Raw genomic sequence first — 18292 nt, 5'->3', positions numbered from 1 at the left:
AATGACCGAACGAATCCCTGCCGCGATCATCGACACGGTTGATCCACGCAAGCCCATACGCCTGACGCCCGCCCAAGCCGGCGGCCCGATCCATACCCGCAGCTTCACCGGCCTGTTTCGCAACCTGCGCCTGGTCGGCAGCGGCCTGCTGTTTCTCCTTTACTTTGGCACTCAGTGGCTGACCTGGGACGGACGCCAGGCGGTGCTCTGGGACCTCGGCAAGCAACAGTTCCATATCTTCGGAGCCACCTTCTGGCCACAGGATTTCATCTTTCTGTCAGCCGTGCTGATCATCGCGGCATTCGGCCTGTTCTTCATCACCGTGCTGGCCGGCCGCGTCTGGTGTGGCTACGCCTGCCCACAGAGCATCTGGACCTGGGTATTCATGTGGGCCGAGAAAATCACCGAAGGTGATCGCAGCCAGCGCATCAAACTGGATGCCGCGTCCTGGTCGGCCACCAAACTCTTACGGCGCAGCGCCAAGCACGCGGTCTGGCTGGCGGTGAGTCTGGCCACGGCAGTGGCGTTTGTCGGCTACTTCTCTCCGGTACGCGAGCTGGTGGGCGGCCTATTCAGCCTGCAGCTGAGCGGGGCCACCGGCTTCTGGTTGTTCTTCTTCACTGCCGCCACCTATATCAATGCCGGCTGGTTGCGCGAGAAGGTGTGCCTGCACATGTGTCCGTACTCACGCTTCCAGAGCGTGATGTTCGATACCGATACGCTGGTGGTCTCGTACGACGCTGCGCGCGGCGAGCATCGCGGTGCGCGGCGCAAGGACAGCGATCCGCGTGCCCAGGGCCTCGGCGACTGCATCGACTGCACCCTATGCGTGCAGGTGTGCCCCACCGGCATCGACATCCGCGACGGCCTGCAACTCGACTGCATCAGCTGCGGCGCCTGCATCGACGCCTGCGACAGCGTGATGGACAAGATGGGCTACGCTCGGGGCCTGGTCCGCTACACCTCCGAACGTGCTCTGGAGGGTGGCAGACCTCAACTGCTACGACCGCGACTGGTCGGTTATGCCGTAGCGCTGGCACTGATGACGGGCGCGTTCGTCTGGGCGCTGGGTGAGCGACCGATGCTCTCGCTGGACGTGACCAAGGACCGCACGCTGTACCGGGAGAACATGCAGGGGCAGATTGAAAACATGTACAGCCTCAAGGTCATCAACAAGACTCAGCAACGCCGGGACTACCTGATCACGCTAAACGAAGATGGTCCTTTCGAGCTGCATGGCCCGCGTGAGATCAACCTGGCGCCGGGAGAGATCGCCGATTTGCCGGTCAGCGTGGCGATGGTCGAACGCGAAGGTGGGACGCGCCGTGAGCTGCACTTCGCCGTCGGCGACGCGAGCGATCCCGCAAGCCGCGTAACGGCGCCGAGCACCTTCATCGCGCCCAGGGTTCCTTAGAACGACCATGACCGCTCCACACGGCCCGAGCTGCGATACTCATCCGCATCGTCAGCCAGCAGCACCACGGGTAAACCAGGACAAGATGAAGCGCTACGAGAAATTCGCCGACGAAATCGCCGAGCTGATCCGGACCGGGGTGCTGACGCCAGGGGAAAAGGTGCCTTCGGTGCGTCATGCCAGCCGCACCTACGGCGTCAGCCCTTCGACCGTATTCCAGGCCTACTACCTGCTTGAGGATCGCGGCCTGATCCAGGCCCGAGCCCGCTCGGGCTATTTCGTTCGCGAGCATGTCAAACGCCCGCTGCACGAACCCGAGATCAGCCCGCGGCAGAGCGAAGCCACGGAGGTCGGTGTCAGCGAGCTGGTGTTCTCTGTACTGGCCTCGCTCCGCGACCCCGACACCGTGCCCTTCGGCTCGGCCTTTCCCAGCCCTGAGCTGTTTCCGCTGCAGCGTCTGGCGCGCTCCATGGCGCAGACCGTACGCGAGATGCCGGCTCGCGAGGTGGTGGCGGAAATGACCAGCGGCAATTCCGATCTGCGTCGGCAGATCGCCCTGCGCTACATGATCAGCGGGGTGATGCTGCCGATGGATGAACTGGTGATCACCACCGGGGCCATGGAGGCACTGAACCTCTGCCTGCAGGTCGCAACAGGACCCGGCGATCTGGTCGCCATCGAGGCGCCAGCCTTTTATGCCACCTTGCAGGTGCTGGAGCGACTCAAGCTCAAAGCGGTGGAAATTCCGGTGCATCCGCGCGACGGCATTGATCTCGACGCTTTGGAAAGTAGCCTGGCCAGTATGCCGATCAAGGCCTGCTGGTTCATGAGTAGCCTGCAGAACCCCCTCGGCGCGAGCATGGGCACGGAGAAAAAGCAAAGGCTCTATGGGCTGCTACGGCATCATCAGGTGCCGCTGATCGAAGACGACGTCTACGCCGAGCTATATTTCACCCGTGAGCCGCCGAAGCCAGTGAAAAGCCACGACGTTGAAGGGCTGGTGATGCATTGCGGCTCGTTTTCCAAAAGCCTGGCGCCGGGTTACCGGATCGGCTGGGTGGCTGGCGGCCGTTACGCCGAGCAGATCAGCCGACTCAAACTGATGACCACCCTCTCCCCCTCGGTACCGGCGCAAGCGGCCATTGCCGACTACCTGCAACACGGCGGCTATGACCGCCATCTGCGCAAGCTGCGCCATGCCCTGGAGCGCCAGCAGGGTGAGATGCTCGCCTCCGCCGCGCGACACTTCCCTGCCAGCACACGCGTTACGCGGCCCAGCGGTGGTTACTTTCTCTGGTTCGAATTCCCCGAGCAGGTCGACTCACTGCGATTGCTGCAACTCGCGCTCGCACAGGGCATCAGCCTGGCCCCCGGGCCGATCTTCTCGGCCACCCAGCGCTTCAGAAACTGTGCACGACTAAACCATGGCCATCCCTGGGACGCACGCAGCGAGAAAGCCATGGAATTGCTCGGACGAATGATCAAGTCGTTCTGAGAAAGCCTCGTCGGCAACTGCGTTAACGCTAGATCTCGATCGTGCCCTGCAGGTACAACACCGCGTGCCCGGCCACTAACACCCGCTCTCCTTCGACCCGGCAATGCAAAAGACCGCTCCGACGCGAGGCCTGCAACGCGACCAGCGACGACTTGCCCAGTCGCCCGGCCCAATAGGGAGCGAGGCCGGCGTGGATAGAGCCGGTGACCGGATCCTCGTCGCCGCCGTTGGCTGGCCAGAAGTAACGGGACACGAAATCCTGCTCACGTCCCGGCGCGGTGATCACTACGTCCAGCGGCGCGAGTGACTTGAGCAGAGTGAGATCGGGTGCTAGTTGTCGCACTTGATCCTCGTCCTCGTAGACCGCGAACCAGGCCTGCCGGCTTCGCAAGACCGCGTGTGGCGGTACGCCCAGACCCTCGACTAGCGCAGCCGGTGGGTTATCGACGCGCTCAGGCTCGCGATTGGGGAAGTTCATTTCCAGTCGGCCGTCGTCCAGCTGCGCGACGCTGACATCGCCCACCGCAGCGGCACGAAAGGTCAGTGGGGCCTTTGCCATGTCCTGACTGAGCAGCACGAAGGCGCTGGCGAGGGTCGCGTGGCCGCAGAAATCGATTTCGGAAAGGGGTGAAAACCAGCGAATGTGAAACGCGCCGTCCGGCTCGCGGACCAGAAAGGCGGTCTCCGACAGGTTGTTCTCGAGGGCGATCGACTGCATCTGCGCATCGCTCAGCCATTGATCCAGCGGCACCACCGCCGCGGAGTTGCCCTTGAACAGCTCATCGGTGAATGCGTCGACCTGGTAAATCGGCAGTTTCATGCTCGGCCCTCATCCCTGCGCAGCGCCCGCCATCGGGCGCACTGATCGGACAAGTCTCGCCGAGCGGCGCGCGCCCGGCAATCCTTCGTACCGCGCTGGGTGAGTCAGCGGTGAATCAGCTGCGCGACGCCATCCCGGCAGTCAGCGTAGGCTGGATCGGCCCGGCTGGTGGCTGGCACTGCGTCTGCGCGCCTACCTGCAAGTAGGGCTGAAGAATCGGTGCCATGCCCTTGAGCACCTGCACCGGTAGCGCCGAGGTGAAGCGGAAGCTGTCTGCACCACGTCCAGGAACATAAGCGGTCAAGGTGCCGAAGTGGTTCGGGCCAAGGTAGAAGACGAAGGTAGCCGTGCGATTCAACGCCAGCGAACTGATCAGCCGCCCACCGGCACCGACGGTCTGAATGCGGTTATCGCCCGTTCCGGTCTTACCGCCGACCCGCAACGGCTCGCCGTCAGCCTGCACGAAACTGCCACGCAAACGCCGCGCCGTCCCGCCTTCGACCACACTGGCCAACGCCTCGCGCAAGGCCGCCGCCACTTCGCTGTGCAGCACCCGAGCGCCCGCGTCCGGCTTGATCCCGAAACGGGTTTCGTACGGCGTGTCGCTGGCGAAATGCAGGCTGTCGATGCGTACGCTGGGCAGGCGTACGCCGTCGTTGACGATGATGCCCATCAACTCCGCCAGCGCGGCCGGGCGGTCGCCGGAGCTGCCCAATGCAGTGGCCAGCGAGGGCACCAGATGATCGAAGGGGTAGCCCAGGCGCTGCCAACGGCGATGGATATCGGTGAAGGCTTCCACTTCCAGCATGATCCGGATACGGCTGTCGCGAGCACTCTTGTGACGACTACGGAACAGCCAGCCATAGACTTCCTGGCGTTCGGCCGTGCTGGCGTCAATCACTTCCGAGATGCCTGCCTCCGGATGTTTGATCAGATAGCCCAGCAGCCACAGATCCAGGGGATGCACGCGGGCTATATAGCCCTGATCCGGCAAGCTGTAGGCCCCCGGACCATAACGGGTGTACAGCGAGTCGAGCGACTTGTCGTTGACCTCGACATTCGGCAGGCTCTTCTTGAGAAAGCTATCGAAGGTTGCGCGATCGGCGTCAGGCATCAGATAACGATGCACGGCGGCAAGACGCGGCGGCGTGGGCCGCATGCCGTCGAGAAGCGCTTCGATGCGCTCGTCGGCGGTCTTGCCGCGATATTTCTTCCAGAACCGCTGCAGGAACACCGAGCCCTCGCGATCGGCGAAGCGCCTCAGATACTCGCGTCGCTCCGGGTTGTCGTCGCTTTTCAACAACTCGGCCCCGTTGGACGTCTGATAGGTGCTGTAGCTGACCAGATCGCGCATCAGGCGCACGAATGGCAAGTTGATCGATTCCTGCAGCGCCTCGCGCATGGTTGGCAGGCGACCATCGTCCTCATGGCGAAAGTTGTTGAAATGGTGCATCCCGGCCCCGGTGAAGAAGCGCTCGTTCGGGCTCGCCGAATAGCGTCGGTCCAGCGCCGCATCGAGCATCGCGGGCAGGTTCCGATCTTCGTTCTGGATCAGATAGCCGAGTGCCCAACGCGTCAGCGGATCGACCGCCTCGGCCTGGCGCAGTTCGCTGATATCGCGCTGTGCGTAACGGTCATGCAGCTCGGCGATGACTTCTAGATAGGTCGTCAGCACGCGCAACTTGGCTGTCGACCCCAACTCCAGCTTGCTGCCCTCGTTGATATCGAAGGGCTGGTTGGTGTTGTCGGTCTGCACGCGCACGCGGAACCCCTGCTCGCCACGCTCGAACAGGGTGAAGCTGTAACGTACGTCAGCGGTTCGCTCCGGCGACAGCATGCGCTCGCCGAACAGGCCGACTTCGCCAGCGAATTCCGGCTCCGCCAGACGCTGCAGATACTCACTGACCTGCGCCTGCAATTCACCATGCAGCGGCGTGGTTGCGGCCAGGTCGAGGCGATCCAATTGATACAGCGACACGCCAAGCAGGCCGCTCAGGCGCATGCGCGCAGCGGTGATGCCCTTGCTCTGCGGCACCTCGCGAATGCTCGGCTCGACTCGCAAGTCGCGGAACACGACCTTCTGCTGCAGCGCAGCGTTGCGCAACCGTGTACCGATTACGCCGCCATTGGCCAATAGACGAATGTGGCTGTCGGTCAGCTCGGCCATGTCATCACGTCCCTCCCCCAGGTAGTAGGACGGCCGCCGCTGGGCGATCAACAGCGAAAGCACCTGGCGCAGCGCCAACCCTTGGGCTTCATAGCTGGAGTCGGTATTACGGCGTGAATCGAGCAGCCGGTTGACCTCGGCGAAGTGCGCGCCATACCAGAGGCGCAAACCGTCAGCGATGCCGTGCACTTCACCGTGCCCGTAGGCGGCGGAAAGTGGCACGCTATTCAGATAATCACGGACGATGCGCTGCCGCGTGGCCATGGTCTGCTGGCCTTCACGATAGGTACGAACGCTGGCGGAAATCATCTGCCGAATCTTTTCCTCGGCATCACCGGTGCGGCCTTCAGGGGAGTGGCGGTACTTCTCCACCTGCGTCGCCAAGGTACTGCCACCCGCCGCCTGGACCGGTAGACCGAGCTTTTTCTCGACCTGGCTCACTGCGGCCATGGTGAATCGCGGCCAGTCCACCGCTGGGTTGGCCTGCGGCCGCTCCTCGTTGAGCAAGCCGCGATCCTCGATGAACAGCAGGCTCATCGCGATGACAGGCGGTACGTCTTCGAAGGTTTCGTAGTACTGGTGCGGGTAGCTGTTGGCATACAGCGGTTCGCCGCGGCAATCGTCGATGGTCAAGCCGGCCTGGGACTTCTCCGGATAGGGCACGAAAAAGCCATGGCTGGCGTAACGCTGCAAGGCCGGTGAGAAACGCACCTGCTGCTGGATATCAAACCCGCGCCCGGCTAGCCGCTCAATAAATGTAGGTAGAGCCGCGTAGCCCAGACGACCGTCAAATGGCCCTGCCTCTGGAAAGCGAATATTGGAGCTCGCCCCTGCCTCAACCTGGTAGTCGAGGTTTTCCGCGTACCGGCTCAGCCAGAGCGCCTGCAGCTTCGAGGTATGCATCTCGTGCCAGGCGGCATAGCCACCGCCGGCCAGTAATGAAACGCCCAGCAACACACTCATGCGGCGCGCCAAACGGCTTCCGTGCGAAGGTGTTCTACCCGGTTTGCTGGTGGATGACACGCGTTTGCTGCCACCCGTCCGGGACGTATCGGTCCGCCATACTGCGCCCATCTTTTCCGGCCTGGCTTCCTAGAGAAATTACAGGCTTAAGCTTAGCTGGCAGCGCTTCGTTCGGCGTGCTCAAGCAGACGAACGGAGAGGCTCTAAATTCGCGCCTCGCAGGCGAAATCAGCACGGGCCGAAACGCCCGCTCACTCGATCCAGCGCGGATAAAATCCGAGTTTCGCCTGCCCTTGAGCGTCCTGCATTTGCACAACCTCAGCAGGCAGTGGCTCCGGGTCGGTTTCAGCAAGGGTGGCGTCCCCCCTGAGGAAGAAACGCCGTCCATCATCCAAGGTTAGAAATAGCCCCAAGGCACCATGTCCAGGCAACTTCACCAGCACCAGCCGTTCGTCGCCAAACAGATCGAGGCTTTGCTTGAACCCATAAAACGGTCGCTGAGCGAAGTGCAGCGGCTGCCATCTGACGCCATGGGCAAATTGCGTCGGAAGGACCGCAGGCGGCGTCGCGTTACCGGCGTAATCAATGCTTTCCGGGCTGGCCAACACCGGCAGTTCGGCAAAATCAGCCAACCCCGAGGCGTATTCCCAGCGGGCGCAGCCCAGCACGACCCGGTCGACCATCAGATGATCGCGATCGAGCTGGTCGCGCACAGGCTGCACAGTGCCGTAGCGCTTTTCCCGCCAGGGTATTTCGCTGTCCAACTGCTGGTTGATCTGCCGCCCCAGCCCAGTGCCGAACAGCAATCGACTGCCCCGATGCTCGATCAATACGGCAATATGGTTGACCGGCGGCGGGTCTACCCAGCCACCGTCACGCCAGGCGTATTCGCTGCTGGTCGTGGTCTGCGCGGTACGCACCAGGCTGAAGCGCAATTCCGCGGCACTCACGGTTCCAGTCAACAATAGCAATGACAAGCCAATTACTCTAAGGCGCATGGCTCACACTCCTGATTCGGGTAGAAATGGCGAGCATTGGGGCGCAGCGAACGCCAGCGGCAGGCATGAGCGCCGCAGCGTCCAGCGCCCCGGCGTTAATGCCAGCATTTGCTCCGCGCCAGGCGGTGGCGTGACGCCCAACGCTGCGTATTGCTCAGAGCAGTTCAGCTCGACACGTGCCTGCAGGTGCAGCAAATCGCCGCTGCTGAAATCGATCAACAGCAGCCCGCAGCGCGGCTCGCGCAGCACGTTGCCAAGCGTGTTGTACAGCCGATTGCCGTCGTACTCCGGGATCCAGAGCCGACCGTCCTGGCCAATCTCGACGAAACCGATAGGGCCGCCACGATGGGAGATGTCGACCCCTCCACCCCGCGAATCCGAGCTGTGGCTGGCAATAAACAGCGTGTCTGCCGACTGCACCAGGCCCAACCATTGTTCATCCAGGCCGTGTCCTTCGAGCATTAATCCCGGAAACCGCGGGGTCGCCTGCCAGTTACGCGCCTGGATGTCCTTCGGGCAATTGCCGAACGATTGCGCGACCGCTACGCTGAAACCCCGCTCGTCGTTCTCGACGATTCGCCCATTCACGCAGGTACGTCGGCGCGTCGGCCACTCAAGCCCGAGCAACCCCACCGCGGCGCGCGGCTGCAACAATGACGCAATCGGATCGTCGATCTGCGGACGCGCACCGACACAAAGCAAGGCACGATGCGGCGACCAGGCAAACCCGGCCGCGCCCCAGAGCACCGTTGCATGAGGCTGCCCTTCGCTGTCCACTGCTGCCACCAACACAGCCGGAAGTCGCGCGAAAAACGCCCGATGCTGCTCAGGCATGAACGAGCGGATCATTCGGCTGCCTATCTGCTCGGCGTTTTCGCGAACGTCAGCGCGAATCTGAACGGATTGCTCACCGACATGGAAGGGACTGCTCATAGCGGTATCTCCTATTCCAGACCGGGCATGCCGATGTAGCCCGGCAGCTCACGGATGCGCGAACACCAGGCACGTATCGCCGGATAAGCGACGAGATCGATACCGCCCTCACCTGCCAGCGCCGCGTACGGATACACCGCGATATCGGCGATGGTCGGCGCAGCGGTTTCGGCCAACCAGGCATGCTCTGCGAGCTGCTGCTCGACGATCCGCATGGCGGCGAGCGCACGGGTGGCGGTTAATGCTTCGTCAATCGGTCGACGAAACAGGCGCCCTACTCGAGCCGTGGCCGGACCGTGATGCATTTCGTTGGCGGCGAAACTCAGCCAGCCCACGATGCGCGCCTGGGTCAACGCATCCAGCGGATACCAGGTTTCGTCGGCGTAGCGGCGCGCCAGATAGACGAGGATGGCCTGTGAATCAACCACTCGGTCCTCGCCATCCTCCAGAACCGGCACCTGTCCGCGTGAATTGATGGTGATAAATGGAACCTGCTTGTGCTCGCCCTGCAGCAGATTTACCGGTATCAGCTCGACCGACTGGCCGAGCAGGCTGAGAAACAGGCGCGCCTTGTAACAGTTACCGGACAGAGACAGATCATGGAGTTTCATCGTGTCGCTCCTTTGCGTGTGGGTTGGTAAGGCACGACTAGATAATAGACAGACCTGTCTGTACACTTCAAGCGCAAAGTGTCACATGCATCGGAAATTGGAGAGAACAGAACCACTCCCGCATAATGGCCACTCGAGGAGAACTGCATGGCAACGAACAAGCGCGACCTACTGCTCAGCACCGCCGAGCGGCTGTTCTACACAGAGGGCTACCACGCCACGGGAATCGACCGGATTCTCAGTGAATCGGGAGTGGCCAAGATGACGTTGTACAAGCACTTCAAGTCGAAGGAAGAGCTGATTCTGGCGGTACTCGACGCCCGCCAGCAGCCAATGCTCGAGCGCCTTCGGGACGCGCGCGACAGGCTGCCGCCCCGCAAGGCCCTGCTCGGGGTGTTCGAAGGGTTAAACAATATGATTCAGAGCCCGAGCGCGTTCTGCGGCTGCCTGTTCATCAATGCCGCAGCCGAATACCACGACCGCGATCATCCGATTCACCAGCGCTCGGCCGCTTACAAGGCCGAATTTCAGACGCATCTGCGCAAACTGCTAGAGGCACTCGACGCGCCGCAGCCGGAGCCGCTCGCACGGCAACTGCAGTTTCTGATCGAAGGTGCGCTGAGCATGGCGCACATCGAGGGACCGCGCGATCAGGCGCTGGTGGCCAAAGCGGCGGCCGAGCAGTTGCTTCAAGCCGCCGGCATCTAAAACAGGGCCACCTTAACCTTGAGGCTCTTCCTTGACGCGGAACCAGGCGGCGTAAAGCGCGGGCAGGAACAGCAGCGTCAATGCAGTCGCGACGATCAAGCCGCCCATGATGGCTACCGCCATCGGCCCGAAGAACACACTGCGTGATAGCGGAATCATTGCCAAAACCGAGGCCAGCGCGGTCAGGACGATGGGACGGAAGCGACGCACGGTGGCGTCGATAATGGCATTGAAACGATCCTGCCCGGCACCGATATCCTGCTCGATCTGATCCACCAGAATCACCGAGTTACGCATGATCATCCCCGACAGCGCGATAGTGCCGAGCATGGCGACGAAGCCGAACGGCTTACCGAACAACAGCAGGAACAGGGTCACCCCAATCAGCCCCAGCGGCGCGGTGAGGAACACCATGGCCGAACGCGAGAAACTCTTGAGCTGAAGCATCAGCAGGCTGATCACGACAATCACGAACAACGGTATACCGGCATTGACCGATGCCTGGCCGCGGCTGGAATCCTCCACGGTGCCGCCAACCTCGAGCAGATAGCCGCTGGGCAGCGCGTCGCGAATCTCGCTCAGCGTCGGCTGGATCTGCTGCACCAGCGAAGCCGGCTGCTGATCACCGTAGATATCGGCACGCACCGTCACCGCCGGCAAGCGATTGCGATGCCAGATCACGCCTTCTTCGAAGCCGTATTCCAATGTAGCGACCTGCGACAACGGCACGCTGCGGCCGCTGGCAGTAGGAATCGCCAGGCTCGGCAGCATCGACAGCGTCTCGCGCTCGCGCGCAGTACCGCGCAGCAGGATCTCGATCAGCTCATTGTCCTCGCGGAACTGGCCGGCAGTGGCGCCGGTGAAGGTGCGCTTGAGGAAATTGGACAACTCGACCGTACTCACCCCGAGGGCGCGTGCGCGGTCCTGATCGACATTCAGCCACACCACCTTGCTCGGCTCCTGCCAGTCCAGGTGCACGTTGGCGACGTAGGGGTTCTCGCGCACCTTGGCCGCGACCTGGCGTGCCAGTTTGCGCACCACGTCGATATGCTCACCGGTCACTCGGAACTGCACCGGGTAGCCTACCGGCGGGCCGTTTTCCAGACGACTGATGCGTCCACGCAAGGTCGGGAAGTCCTCACGCAGCCGCTCTATCAGCCAGCTACGAAGGGCCTCGCGGTCCTCAATGCTCTTCGCCAACACTACGATCTGGGCAAAGCTGGTAGCAGGCAGTTGCTGGTCGAGCGGCAGGTAAAAGCGCGGCGAGCCATTACCGACGTAGGCGACGTAATTATCGATACCTGCACGATCCTTGAGCATTTCTTCGAGGCGGTGCACTGCGGCTTCGGTGGCTTTGAGCGAAGCACCCTCGGTCAACTTCAGATCGACCATCAGCTCCAAACGGCCCGACGCCGGAAAGAACTGCTGCGGAACGACACGAAACAGGCCGATCGCACCGACGAAGAGCAGCAGTGTCAGCACGATCACCGTTTTGCGTCGCTGTATGCAGAATCGGATAACCCGCCGCACCCGCTGATAGACCGGCGTCGAATAGGGATCATGTCCCTCCTCGCCACCACCGTGTTTTTCCGCGTAGCGCTTGGCCAGATCCGGCAACAGCTTCGCGCCCAATAGCGGGACGAACACCACCGCCGCTATCCAGGACGCCACCAAAGCGATGGTCACTACCTGGAAGATCGAGCGGGTGTACTCACCCGTACTCGATTGAGCCGTGGCAATCGGCAAAAAGCCAGCCGCGGTGATCAAGGTGCCGGTCAGCATCGGGAAGGCCGTGCTGGTCCAGGCGTAACTGGCCGCCTTGAGTCGATCGAAGCCCTGTTCCATCTTGATGGCCATCATCTCGACCGCGATGATCGCATCGTCCACCAACAACCCGAGCGCCAGGACCAGCGCGCCCAGGGAAATCTTGTGCAAACCGATGTCGAGATATTGCATGGCGGCGAAGGTCATCGCCAGCACCAGCGGTATCGACAGGGCGACCACCAGGCCTGTGCGGACGCCGAGCGAAAAGAAACTTACCAGCAGCACGATCGCCAGTGCCTCGATCAGCACCCGCACGAACTCACCAACACTGGTCTTCACGGCAGCTGGCTGGTCGGAAACCTTGCGTAGCTCCAGGCCGGCCGGCAGTTCCTGCTGCAGCCGGGCGAACTCGCTCTGCAGCGCCTCGCCCAGCATGAGAATGTCGCCACCGGGTTTCATCGAGACGGCGAGGCCGATCGCCGGCTCTCCCATAAAACGCATGCGCGGCGCCGGCGGGTCGTTGAAACCGCGGTAGACATCCGCGACGTCGCCAATACGGAAGGTGCTACCGGCGACTCTGATAGGGAAGTCTCGAATCTCTTTGACCGTCTCGAAACTGCCGGTGACGCGCAATTGAACCCGGTCGCTGGGGGTTTCGACGAAACCGGCGGACATGACGGTGTTCTGGGCCTCCAAGGCCTGCCTGACCGCTTCCAGCGGAAGACCGAGCGTAGCCAGCTTGACGTTCGACAGTTCGATCCAGATTTTCTCGTCCTGCAGGCCGATCAACTCGACCTTGCCGACACTCTTCACACGCTGAAGCTGTAGCTGGATGCGATCGGCGTAATCCTTGAGCACCGCGTAGTCGAAACCCTTGCCGGTCAACGCGTAGATGTTGCCGAAGGTGGTGCCGAACTCGTCATTGAAGAACGGCCCCTGCACACCTGCGGGAAAGGTATGGCGGATGTCGCCGATCTTCTTGCGGATCTGGTACCAGATATCGGGGATCTGCTCGGAACGCAGCGAGTCACGCGCCATGAAGGTCACGTTCGACTCGCCTGGCCGCGAGAAGGAGACGATGCGCTCGTACTCGCCGGTCTCCATCAGCTTCTTCTCGATGCGCTCGGTGACCTGTCGGGAAACTTCCTCGGCGGTCGCACCGGGCCATTGGGTCTGGATGACCATTGCCTTGAAGGTGAACGGGGGATCTTCGCTCTGGCCGAGCTTGCTGTACGACAGCGCCCCTACGACGGCGAGCAACAGCATCAGATAGATGACGATCTGGCGATTGCCCAGCGCCCAGGCGGAAAGATTGAAACGCATCCCGGTCACTCCTGAGCCGCCAGTGTGATTGGCCGGTTGTCTCGATCGACCGCCCTCACCGGCTGGTTCTCATGGAGCATCTGCACGCCGGCCAATACGACCCAGTCGTCGGCTTGTAAGCCACTGAGGATCGGCACCGAGGTTTCTCCGAAGGCGCCGGTCTGCACAGCGACCCGCTCCAGCGTAGCGTCATCCTTGACTCGCCAGACATAGGCCTTGCCCTGCTCGGCGGTGACGGCCGAAAGCGGCACGGCAAGAGGCACCTCGCCGTTGCTACGGATCGACACCAGGGCGCTTTGACCAAGCTCGGCGGGTACATCGGCATCCGCGAACGCGACGCGTGCGGAATAGGTGCGTGACTGCTGGTCGGCAGCCGGTGATAACTCGCGGATATGACCCGGGTAGCGCTTGCCAGGATGCGACCAGATCTCCACCGAAACCGCCTGGCCGACCGAATAACGATCCAGTGCCTGTTCCGGCAGGTTGATCGCCACTTCGCGCTCGCCATCAGCGGCCAGCACGAATGCCGTCTGACCGGAGGCGACCACTTGGCCGACCTCGATCCGGCGCTGTGCGATCACACCTTCGTGAGTGGCCCGCAGAATGGCGTAGTCGACCTGATTGTTCGCCACGTCGAACTCAGCCCGTGCCTGCTGCAGACGCGCCAGCGCCGAGCGAAAGGCATTTTCGGAGGAGTCGAATTGCGAACGGCTGACCAGCTGTCGGTCCATCAGCGTTTTGTAGCGCTCACGTTCGGCGCGGGCGACCCGCAAGTTGGCTTCCGCAGCCGCTACCTGAGCACGGATTCCCTCGAGTTGCAGCCGCACATCCTGCGGATCGAGCTTGGCCAAAGGCTGGTCCTTGTGCACCCGCTCGCCCGCCTCGACCATACGTTCGACCACCTTGCCGCCGATCCGAAACGCCAGTTCAGGCTCGTAACGTGCGTGCACTTCGCCCGGATAGCTCTCGAACGCTTCGCTGGCCGGTTGCGGCTGAATCACCATCACCGGTCTTGCCGAGAGCGGCTCGGGCTCGCCGTTGCCACATCCGGTTAGCAGGGCGAAACCAATGACGCCGAGGAAAGGCAAGGCATGTCGGAACACGTTGAATCTCTCTCTGTCGCAAGGCGGGTTTTAATACTTATACTGGCCGGTATAGTAAAAATACCGAACTCACCAGTCTAGTATTAAAAAGCACATATGATAGAAAACCCATCCGCACCCTCTGGCCCGGGCCGTCCGAAGGATCTCGCCAAACGCGAAGCCATTCTCGCGGCCGCTAAGGTGCTGTTTCTCAGCAATGGCTACGAAGGCAGCAGCATGGACGCTATCGCCGCCGAAGCGGGCGTCTCTAAACTCACGCTATATAGCCACTTCAGGGACAAGGAGGCGTTGTTCGGCGAAGCGGTGAAGACCACCTGCGAGACGCGCCTGCCGCGCAAGCTGTTCATGCTCGAGGAGGGTTGTTCGATCCGGCAGGTGGTGCTGGATATCGCTTACGCCTTCCATGATTTGGTCAATAGCCCGGAATCCATCGGCCTACACCGTCTGATGGTCGCCATTGCGCCGCAGAATTCCGCGCTATCCCGGATGTTCTTCGATGTTGGGCCGCAGCGCTTGCTGCTGGATCTCGAGCAGCTATTTGCCCAAGCACACCAGCGCGGCATGCTGAAGATGGATGAGCCCATGCGCGCCGCTGAGCACTTCTGCTCGTTGATCAAGGGCGTCGCGCATTTCCGCTTGCTGATCGGCTACACAGAGCTGCCCGACTCTGCCGAAGCGGACAGGCACGTGCGGGACTGTGTCGCCTTGTTCATGCGTGCTTATGGTATTGCGGATGCGCCGGAAAACTAAGGCGGCTCGAACTCGATCCAATCGACAACGCCGCCGCGCCGAAAGATGCCTTTGACGCGCAGGCGCCAAGATCCGGTCATCCCGACTCAAACTGCACGGCGCTCAATTGTCGACTTTCAATCGTGACTCAGCGCGCCGATCCGGTGAATGGACAGATCCGCACCGTTGTATTCCTCTTCCTGGCTCAGGCGTATCCCAACGATCGCCTTGAGGAGACCGTACACGAGGAACCCGCCTGCCAATGCAACCAGTACGCCCAACGCCGAACCGAGCAATTGACTGACCATGCTGACACCACCCAGCCCGCCCAGCGCCTGTTGACCGAAGATACCGCAGGCCAGCCCGCCCCAGACACCGCATAGCCCGTGCAGCGGCCAAACGCCAAGTACATCGTCGATCTTCCACTTGTTCTGCGCGGCGGTGAAGGTCCAGACGAACAAGATCCCGGCTACTACCCCGGTAATCAGCGCTCCGACCGGGTGCATCACATCGGAGCCGGCACAGACGGCGACAAGCCCTGCCAGCGGTCCGTTATGCAGGAAGCCCGGGTCGTTGCGGCCGACGACCCACGCCGCCGCTGTCCCCCCGACCATCGCCATCAGCGAATTGATCGCTACCAATCCGCTGACGCCCTCGAGCGTCTGCGCACTCATCACGTTGAAGCCGAACCAGCCGACGATGAGGATCCACGATCCCAGTGCCAGGAACGGAATGTTGGACGGCGCGAAAGCCACTAGCCGGCCATCGCGATAACGGCCGTTGCGCCGGCCTAGCAAAACGACCGCGCCGAGCGCGAGCCAACCGCCCATGCCGTGCACAACCACCGAGCCGGCGAAGTCATGAAACGGCGCACCGAAGCGCGCTTCCAGCCAGGCTTGCAGACCGAAGTTGCCGTTCCAGATCAGCCCTTCGAAGAAAGGGTAGATGAACGCAACGATCAACAGCGTCGCGCACAACTGCGGCCCGAAACGCGCCCGTTCGGCGATGCCGCCGGAGATGATCGCCGGGATCGCCGCAGCAAAGGTCAGGAGAAAGAAGAATTTCACCAGCGAATAGCCGTTATCGACAAGCAATTGGCCGGCCGGCTGCATGAAGGTCACGCCATAGGCGACCCAATAACCGATGAAGAAGTACGCCAGGGTCGACACGGCAAAATCGGTAATGATTTTCGACAGGGCATTGACCTGATTCTTCAGGCGCACAGTGCCGACTTCGAGAAAGGCAAAGCCGGCGTGCATAGCCAGCACCATGACGGCGCCCATGAGGATAAACAGCGTATTGGCGCCGTGAACCAGCACCTCTACCGCACTACTCGGATTTTCCATTAACTGCATTCCTGCCGAGTGAAACGCACCAAAACAGCAAGCCTCACCAGCTGAACGCACCATGATGCGTCACCACCTGATTAGCAACTCGCTACTACCTCCTCCGAGCGATCCCATGAGCTCATTGAATCCGGCGCTCTTTTTGCGGTAATTCAAATACTTACGCGATCCACTCATTGAAGCTGCGCTTGCCGCGCGCTATTTGGGTGCGGCGGTGATAAAAAGCGCACCACACCACTGCAAGCTCCGTACCAGCGAAACGCGCTTTGTGAGCCAATATGGCGCAGGCAAGTCACAGCCGCATCGCCTGCGATGCAGAAAGCCAAGGAAGAGAAGCGCCCATCGAGCAACGGTGAGTGCGATTACAGTGCGGACAGAGTTCGGAATTCGTCCTGCGCGAGCTGATCGGTCATGCCGCTAACGAAATCTTGCAGCATGCGGCAGCGGTAATAGAACTCCCACAACGGCTGATCAGGCGAGCTTTTAGGATGCGCGTTTAGCGCCTCGTGATAAGCCTTGATCAGCTGACTGGGCAAGCGCCGCGCAAGCATCTGCAGGTGCGGCTCGCTGCGGCATCCACCTTCTGTCAGGGCCTGGAAGGTTGCCGGAGCCACGCGCAGCAAAGGTGCATAGGTATCCAGCAACCCCTGAAGAATTCGATAGCCCTGGAGCTGAAGGGTTTCAACCTCTCGGTGGCAAAAGACCCGCTCCATCGCCACGTCCTTGAAGGTTTGGACGATGGCGTTGGCCAGGCTGGCGTCTTCGAGCAGGGCACGGTCCAGGGTGCCGTGATAGACCGCCTCGATATGCTCGATAAACTGCTGAGCCGCGTGTTGCACGAGCGGATGGACCATGTTCACCCGCAGCCAGATGAAAAACTCGCCGACCTTGTTGATCGGTTCTTTCTCGGCGCGTGACTGAGCGTAGGTGACCATGCTGCGGAAACTGCGCCCGGTAGTCGCGATCGGCTCGTCTAGCGAGCCGTGCTCGACGAACTTGGCCAACAGCAGCTGCGACAGCTGTTCGATAGTGAAAATGCCCTTCTCCACAGAGTCCTCGATGTCCGCCAGGCAATAGGCGATGTCGTCTGCCGCCTCCATGATGTACGCGATCGGATGACGGCTGCCAGACTGCAAATCCAGCGACGTTCGCAGCTCGGTGATGAAAGGCTCCTCGGACAGATAGAAGCCGGGCTTCTTGTGTAGATAGGCGCCAGGCGTGCCCTTCCCCGGCTTGGGCGCATAGGCGGCACGCACATACTTGAGCAAACCGGCCGTCTGGGTATAGGTGAGGTTCAACCGCAACAGGCTGACCACGAGTCGAATTGCCTGGGCGTTGCCTTCGAACTGCTTGAGGTCGGCGAGCATCCGGGCGCGTAGCGCTGTATCGCCCCGCTCCGCCGGGACGGCAATGTCGAACAGCCCTTCCAGCTTGCCACCAAACCATTCGCTGATAGCGAATTCACCGAAGTGCCCGAAGGGTGGATTGCCGATGTCGTGCATCAGGCAGGCCATTTCCACCAGGCTTTCCAGCGCTCCCTCGAGCCCGTCGAGACCATAATCGCCGGCCTTGTCGCCGAGCTGCTTGTACAGCGTGCGGACGATGAAACGTCCCGTCTGCTGGACTTCCAACGAGTGCGTCAGGCGACTGCGCACCGCCGCATTGCGCTCCAGCGGAAAGACCTGGGTTTTTTGTTGCAGCCTGCGCACCGCAGCGGAGTTGATGATGCGTCCGCGGTCGCTTTCAAGCTGATCGATCACCAACGACAGATCGCCATCGGACGCCTTCAGACCCGATTCCACCCGACCGTAGGGCCGCTGGCGGGAGATTTTGTGCTTGAAATTAACCGGCTCCGGCATGGCTAGGCTCGTTCATCAAGTAGGAACCGCGAGCCTAGCGCGGCCTACCGGCTTTACCA

13 protein-coding genes are annotated in these 18292 nt (G+C 61.7%); 4 read left to right on the top strand and 9 right to left on the bottom strand.

Translation table 11 applies throughout. The features are described 5' to 3' along the window. The first annotated feature begins 1 nt into the window (after position 1). Positions 2-1414 carry a cytochrome c oxidase accessory protein CcoG gene (ccoG, locus tag CH92_RS06525; protein WP_025240976.1) on the top strand — a complete coding sequence of 471 codons (1413 nt, stop codon included), beginning with the start codon at positions 2-4 and terminating at the stop codon, positions 1412-1414. Positions 1415-1499: 85 nt separating this feature from the next. After that, positions 1500-2909, top strand: a complete 1410-nt coding sequence (gene mapR / locus CH92_RS06520) for a GntR family transcriptional regulator MpaR (RefSeq protein ID WP_025240975.1) — start codon at positions 1500-1502, stop codon at positions 2907-2909. A gap of 28 nt (positions 2910-2937) precedes the next feature. Here the strand turns inward: mapR and CH92_RS06515 are convergent, their stop codons facing one another. The 5 genes from CH92_RS06515 to CH92_RS06495 all read right to left on the bottom strand — a co-directional run bounded on the left by CH92_RS06515 (position 2938) and on the right by CH92_RS06495 (position 9401). Next, positions 2938-3717 (bottom strand): PhzF family phenazine biosynthesis protein, encoded by a 780-nt coding sequence (locus CH92_RS06515; RefSeq protein WP_025240974.1) that lies wholly within the window; start codon positions 3715-3717, stop codon positions 2938-2940. 127 nt (positions 3718-3844) lie between these two features. Continuing rightward, complete coding sequence (locus CH92_RS06510; RefSeq protein ID WP_025240973.1) at positions 3845-6970, bottom strand: transglycosylase domain-containing protein; 3126 nt, start codon at positions 6968-6970, stop codon at positions 3845-3847. A gap of 140 nt (positions 6971-7110) precedes the next feature. Beyond that, entirely contained in the window at positions 7111-7857 is a 747-nt protein-coding gene (locus CH92_RS06505; protein WP_025240972.1) for a hypothetical protein, read from the bottom strand. Between the two features lie 3 nt (positions 7858-7860). Then, positions 7861-8790: a pyridoxamine 5'-phosphate oxidase family protein gene (locus CH92_RS06500; RefSeq protein WP_025240971.1), complete on the bottom strand. Its 930-nt coding sequence runs from the start codon at positions 8788-8790 to the stop codon at positions 7861-7863. 11 nt (positions 8791-8801) lie between these two features. After that, on the bottom strand, positions 8802-9401 hold the full coding sequence (locus tag CH92_RS06495; RefSeq protein WP_025240970.1) for a glutathione S-transferase family protein: 600 nt from the start codon (positions 9399-9401) through the stop codon (positions 8802-8804). 147 nt (positions 9402-9548) lie between these two features. Between CH92_RS06495 and CH92_RS06490 the strand changes: the two genes are divergently transcribed. After that, a complete protein-coding gene (locus CH92_RS06490; RefSeq protein ID WP_025240969.1) occupies positions 9549-10109 on the top strand; it encodes a TetR/AcrR family transcriptional regulator in 561 nt (186 codons plus the stop codon). Positions 10110-10121: 12 nt separating this feature from the next. Here the strand turns inward: CH92_RS06490 and CH92_RS06485 are convergent, their stop codons facing one another. Together CH92_RS06485 and CH92_RS06480 are read right to left on the bottom strand one after the other, a co-directional pair. Further along, positions 10122-13196 (bottom strand): efflux RND transporter permease subunit, encoded by a 3075-nt coding sequence (locus CH92_RS06485; RefSeq protein WP_025240968.1) that lies wholly within the window; start codon positions 13194-13196, stop codon positions 10122-10124. Positions 13197-13201: 5 nt separating this feature from the next. Then, positions 13202-14299: an efflux RND transporter periplasmic adaptor subunit gene (locus CH92_RS06480; RefSeq protein WP_025240967.1), complete on the bottom strand. Its 1098-nt coding sequence runs from the start codon at positions 14297-14299 to the stop codon at positions 13202-13204. Positions 14300-14395: 96 nt separating this feature from the next. Between CH92_RS06480 and CH92_RS06475 the strand changes: the two genes are divergently transcribed. After that, positions 14396-15049, top strand: coding sequence for a TetR/AcrR family transcriptional regulator (locus CH92_RS06475; protein WP_025240966.1), 654 nt, complete (start codon positions 14396-14398; stop codon positions 15047-15049). Between the two features lie 116 nt (positions 15050-15165). Here the strand turns inward: CH92_RS06475 and CH92_RS06470 are convergent, their stop codons facing one another. Next, positions 15166-16374 carry an ammonium transporter gene (locus CH92_RS06470; protein WP_025240965.1) on the bottom strand — a complete coding sequence of 403 codons (1209 nt, stop codon included), beginning with the start codon at positions 16372-16374 and terminating at the stop codon, positions 15166-15168. Positions 16375-16736: 362 nt separating this feature from the next. After that, entirely contained in the window at positions 16737-18233 is a 1497-nt protein-coding gene (gene dgt, locus CH92_RS06465) for a dGTPase (protein ID WP_025240964.1), read from the bottom strand. Between the last annotated feature and the right edge of the window lie 59 nt (positions 18234-18292).

It is taken from the genome of Stutzerimonas stutzeri (assembly GCF_000590475.1).
In the GTDB taxonomy this organism is placed as follows: Bacteria; Pseudomonadota; Gammaproteobacteria; order Pseudomonadales; family Pseudomonadaceae; genus Stutzerimonas; species Stutzerimonas stutzeri_D.
This window is presented reverse-complemented; position numbering and strand designations above follow the sequence as displayed.

Excerpts from the sequence above, each read along its gene's own strand:
- ccoG (WP_025240976.1), top strand. The coding sequence starts at position 2 with ATGACCGAACGAATCCCTGCCGCGATCATCGACACGGTTGATCCACGC.
- mapR (WP_025240975.1), top strand. The coding sequence starts at position 1,500 with ATGAAGCGCTACGAGAAATTCGCCGACGAAATCGCCGAGCTGATCCGG.
- CH92_RS06510 (WP_025240973.1), bottom strand. The coding sequence starts at position 6,970 with ATGGGCGCAGTATGGCGGACCGATACGTCCCGGACGGGTGGCAGCAAA.
- CH92_RS06505 (WP_025240972.1), bottom strand. The coding sequence starts at position 7,857 with ATGCGCCTTAGAGTAATTGGCTTGTCATTGCTATTGTTGACTGGAACC.
- CH92_RS06500 (WP_025240971.1), bottom strand. The coding sequence starts at position 8,790 with ATGAGCAGTCCCTTCCATGTCGGTGAGCAATCCGTTCAGATTCGCGCT.
- CH92_RS06495 (WP_025240970.1), bottom strand. The coding sequence starts at position 9,401 with ATGAAACTCCATGATCTGTCTCTGTCCGGTAACTGTTACAAGGCGCGC.
- CH92_RS06490 (WP_025240969.1), top strand. The coding sequence starts at position 9,549 with ATGGCAACGAACAAGCGCGACCTACTGCTCAGCACCGCCGAGCGGCTG.
- CH92_RS06485 (WP_025240968.1), bottom strand. The coding sequence starts at position 13,196 with ATGCGTTTCAATCTTTCCGCCTGGGCGCTGGGCAATCGCCAGATCGTC.
- CH92_RS06475 (WP_025240966.1), top strand. The coding sequence starts at position 14,396 with ATGATAGAAAACCCATCCGCACCCTCTGGCCCGGGCCGTCCGAAGGAT.
- CH92_RS06470 (WP_025240965.1), bottom strand. The coding sequence starts at position 16,374 with ATGGAAAATCCGAGTAGTGCGGTAGAGGTGCTGGTTCACGGCGCCAAT.
- dgt (WP_025240964.1), bottom strand. The coding sequence starts at position 18,233 with ATGCCGGAGCCGGTTAATTTCAAGCACAAAATCTCCCGCCAGCGGCCC.